This is a genomic window from Aeromonas sp. QDB25 (assembly GCF_027707725.1).
In the GTDB taxonomy this organism is placed as follows: Bacteria; Pseudomonadota; Gammaproteobacteria; order Enterobacterales; family Aeromonadaceae; genus Aeromonas; species Aeromonas caviae.
The window spans coordinates 1-4,185 of record NZ_JAPCIZ010000144.1; the positions used below are offsets into that span (position 1 = coordinate 1).

Sequence of the window (4,185 nt, forward strand, 5' to 3'; positions counted from 1 at the left end):
CTGATTGGCGATCGCGGTGTCATCACCTTCAAAGACGAGGGCTCCATCGCCTATCTGAACGAGGCGCTGGTCCAGTACGGCACCAAGATTGACCCGAACACCATCAATACCAAGCAAGACGACGACGACGATAACGATAACGATAACGACGATGGCGACGACTAATCGCTAACAACAGAAAGGAAGCACCGTGATGAAGAAGCGACCGGTACTACTGGCATTGACCCTCCTGGTGAGCGGCTTTTCCCAGGCTGAGGCCCCCTCCGTGTCCCCCGCGGACTCTGAGGAAGCCGTGGCAAAGAACGTGGTGAAATCCGTGCCACTTCCGCTGGATGGACTGGTCGCTGCCAAGGATAAAAATGGCAACGATGTGATCGTGAGCACCAACGGCAGGTATTTCCTCAAGGGATACCTGCAGGATGTCTTCACCAATAAACAGATCAAGACCGTGGATGATGCGGTCGATGCCCAATACCTCACGCTGGCGAACATGGGGCTCAACCTCGTGGACATCGGCACCATTCCCTATGGCAACCCGAAGCTGCCGCTGCAGGCGCGGATCATGGTTGACCCCTACTGCGCGTCCTGCACGGACCTCCTGCGCAAGCTCTCCGAGCACCGCGACGAGGTCCACGTCGAAATCATGCTCACCCCCATCGCCGGGCAAATGTCCATTAAGACCGCCCTGAATTTGTGGTGTACCTACGAGGTGGATTACGACAAGGGCCGCGAGGTGGTGGAGTTGCTGATGAAGGGGAAACCCTACCCCGAGCTTCCCGAGCAGCCAACCTGCAAGGGGCAACGGGTACTGCTCAACACCATGTTGACCCGCACCTTCAACCTGAAAGGCGTCCCGGCTATCTGGCGCGTTGATGGCCTGGCACAACCTGGGATCCCGAATGATTTACTGGCGTTTTTGAACGAGCGTCGTCCGTCTGATGAATCCTCTGATGAATCCGTAGTATCGAAGTAAGGAAAGCACGATGCGAAATTCAGCCAAAACCCTGTTGCTCATGTTGCTCCTGCCAATGGCAGGCTGCTCCATCATCGGTCAGTCGGAGTCCAGCTGCCCTGGCAAACCGAATGGCTATGTCTGTAAAGGACCGCGAGACGTTTACGAGATGACCAACAGCAAAGATTCGCTGTTCGATGGCACTCAGGATGGCCTTGACGATGACGAGGACGAAGACGGAAAAAAGACAGGTGCCACTGGTGATGAAGCAGCTGCCAGTGGCGCGGTTGTCGAAATCCCCGCAGCTGGCGTCATCCCATCCAACTCGCTGAGCCTTTACCGGGATGACTTCTCTGCCCCCGAGCCGATGGCCGTCCGTGCCGATGCCCGCATTCTGCGTGTGCTGTTTGCAGCCTACGAAGATGATGCGCAATCACTGAACATGCCGGGATATGCGTTTGTGGAAGTCGAACCGAAGCGCTGGCTGGTTGGCGCTGCCGCCAACCAGCAGCCCGCCAAGATCATCCCGTTGCAGGCCCGCCAAGATGCCGACGCCAACCTCTCCCACAAAGAGAAGGTGGCGCACACCGTCGACCCGCTGGGTGTGAAGAAGATCACCAATACCCCTGGCCAAGTAGCAATTCCGCCCGAGTTACTGCGTAAGTGATTGAATCAAAAGGGGTGTTGTTATGTTTTCGTCCATTATTCAACGGCAGCGGGCTCTAGTCCAGCACCGCAAGTTTGGAGAGATGATCCCCGTTCTGGATTACTACCAGGACGAGCAGATCTTCCTCCTCGACCCCGCGACCCTTGGCTTCATGATTGTCTGCCAGCCCCTGAATGGGGTCTCAGCCGCCATGAAAAACCTGCTGGGGTCGCTGTTCACGTACAACTACCCCGACGATACCACCATGGTTGTTTCGCTCTCCGCGAACCGAGACATGATCGGGGTGTTCAACAACTGGGATAACCTGCGCGGTGGCCGCATGGAGCGGGAGGACTGGGAGTTCGAGCAGCTGCTGACCGACCTTGGCCGGGACTACCTGCACGATTCGAGCAGCCAAGGGTTGCGACCCGGTAAGGACACGTTGGTTGCTCGCAACTTTGAGGTCTGGTACTCGGTCACTATCCCGATTGAGAATCAGATCCCGACAGAGGAAGAGATAGCCAAAGCGGTAGAGGTCAAAGCCGACCTTGTCCAGAAGCTCCAGAGTATGGGGTCCGCCCCCGTCGTCGCTAACCACGAGATGTGGCTGCGCCGGATGCAGGTGATGCTCAATCCTGGCAAGGAAACCGCTTGGGCCAAGGGCGGGTGCCAAGTCAAACCGAGTATCCCCCTGCGTCATCAGGTGCTGCAACCGGGCCGCATGGTCACCGTGGACAACCAAGGGATCGTACTGCAGGGCGACCCCAACCGACAGGATGAGAACCGCGTAATCCGCGTACTCAATGGCTACAAACGGCCCGACTACGCCATGGTCGGAGACATGTATAACTTCTTCTCCAACTGGAACACCGGGATTGGTGGCATTCACCCAGACTTCCTGATCTCGCTCAATGTCCACTTCCCGAACCGCAAGAAGGCCAAGAGCGCGTTCGATGCCCGCAAGGTGCTGGTAACCAACCAGGAATCGGCCGGGGTGATGAAGTACAGTAACCGCCTGCGCTTCCAGTTCGAAGACCTCAAGGCCATCGAGCACGAGCTTGAGCAGGAGAACCAGTCCATCGTGAACTGCTGGCTGCAGGCCACCCTCTTCTTGGACAACGACGGTAAGCAGGATGCCGCCGTCAAGAACGTGATGTCCTACCTGGAAACCAAGGGCTATGGCTACGGGGTCGATCGCTTCATCGCGATGCCCCTGCTCATTGAAATGCTCCCGATGTGTCACGGCTACGACCCGCAGATCCGGGGGATGTTGCAGCGCCAAGAGGTCTTCACCACCAAGTATTTGGCCTGTGTCGCACCCATCTATGGACCATGGAAGGGCAATAGCGCCAACCCCGTTCTGGTGGGCTATTCCCGCGAGGGGCAGCTCATCTCCATTGACCCCTTCAAGACCAACGCCTCCTTCAACATCGCCATCGCGGCCCGCTCCGGTGCCGGTAAATCCGTGCTCGCCGGTAACCTCGTTAAGCAGTTGCTGACGACCGGTGTCCCAGGCCGACCCATGTCTCAAGATGGTGGCCAGGTGTTTGTCATCGACTCCGGGGGCTCCTACAAGGCGCTGGCCAGCCAGTTCCACTCCAGCCAGTACATTGAGTTCAGCGAGGAGCAGATCTTCTCCATTGACCCGTTCGTTGACCTCTCCGGCCTGCTGGACAACGACAACCCGCAGTCCATGGAGGACACCAACGCCAACCCAGAGGCGTATGTGACGCTGGCGGGCAGCCTCAAGCTGACCATGATCACCAACATGCTCAAGCTGATGGCGGCACCGGATGGCAAGATCGACAACTACCAGTCGAGCGTCATGTCGCGCATTTTGCTCGAAATGTGCGTGGCAAACCCGAGCAAGGCCAGTATCACGCTGTTTGCCCTGCTCTGTAACGAGCACGAGGACCAGCGGATCCGCGACATCGGGGCCCAGCTGCACGACTTCACCCGCAGCGGTAAGTACGCCCGGATCTTTGACCGGGAGCTCGCCCCCACCATCCGGTTCACCTCGCGCATGATCGTCTGTGAACTCGGCCAACTGAAGGCTCAACCGCACCTGCAGACCGTGGTGCTGATGAGCGTCATCCAGCAGGCCCAGGACGCGATGTTTCAGAAGGACGATGGCCGCCGCCGCGCCTTCATCTTGGATGAGGCGTGGGAGTACATCGGGGAAGGCTCCAGCACGTCGAACAACTCGTTCTTTGCGGAATTTATCGAGGCGGGTTGGCGTAGGTTCCGGAAAACGCAAGCCATGGGGGTGTGTATCACCCAGCAGGTCTCGGACTACTACTCCTCCAAGACCGGCAAGGCGATCTTCGCAAACAGCCCGTGGCTGCTCACGCTGGCACAGGAAACACCGGTTATCAGCCGTCTGAAGTCCGACAAGCTCATGGATGCGCCGCAGTTTGTGTTCGATCTGATGGAGTCCGTCCGTACCGACAAGGGCATGTTCTCGGAGGTGCTGGTGGGCCTTGTTGCACAAATCAGGGAACTATCTAGCCAAGTGGTGATCTGATCTCCCGGATCAATTACCGGGCACATGAGATGGGCAAGTCAACACACAACATCACCAACTGGA

General features: G+C 57.9%; 3 protein-coding genes. All 3 read left to right on the plus strand.

The window, feature by feature from the left end; genetic code table 11:
• Positions 1-193: 193 nt before the first annotated feature.
• Positions 194-973, plus strand: coding sequence for a hypothetical protein (locus PG883_RS22690; protein ID WP_114522829.1), 780 nt, complete (start codon positions 194-196; stop codon positions 971-973).
• Positions 974-983: 10 nt separating this feature from the next.
• Entirely contained in the window at positions 984-1,619 is a 636-nt protein-coding gene (locus tag PG883_RS22695) for a TraV family lipoprotein (protein WP_114522828.1), read from the plus strand.
• 82 nt (positions 1,620-1,701) lie between these two features.
• Entirely contained in the window at positions 1,702-4,122 is a 2,421-nt protein-coding gene (locus tag PG883_RS22700) for a TraC family protein (protein WP_270808308.1), read from the plus strand.
• Positions 4,123-4,185 lie beyond the last annotated feature (63 nt).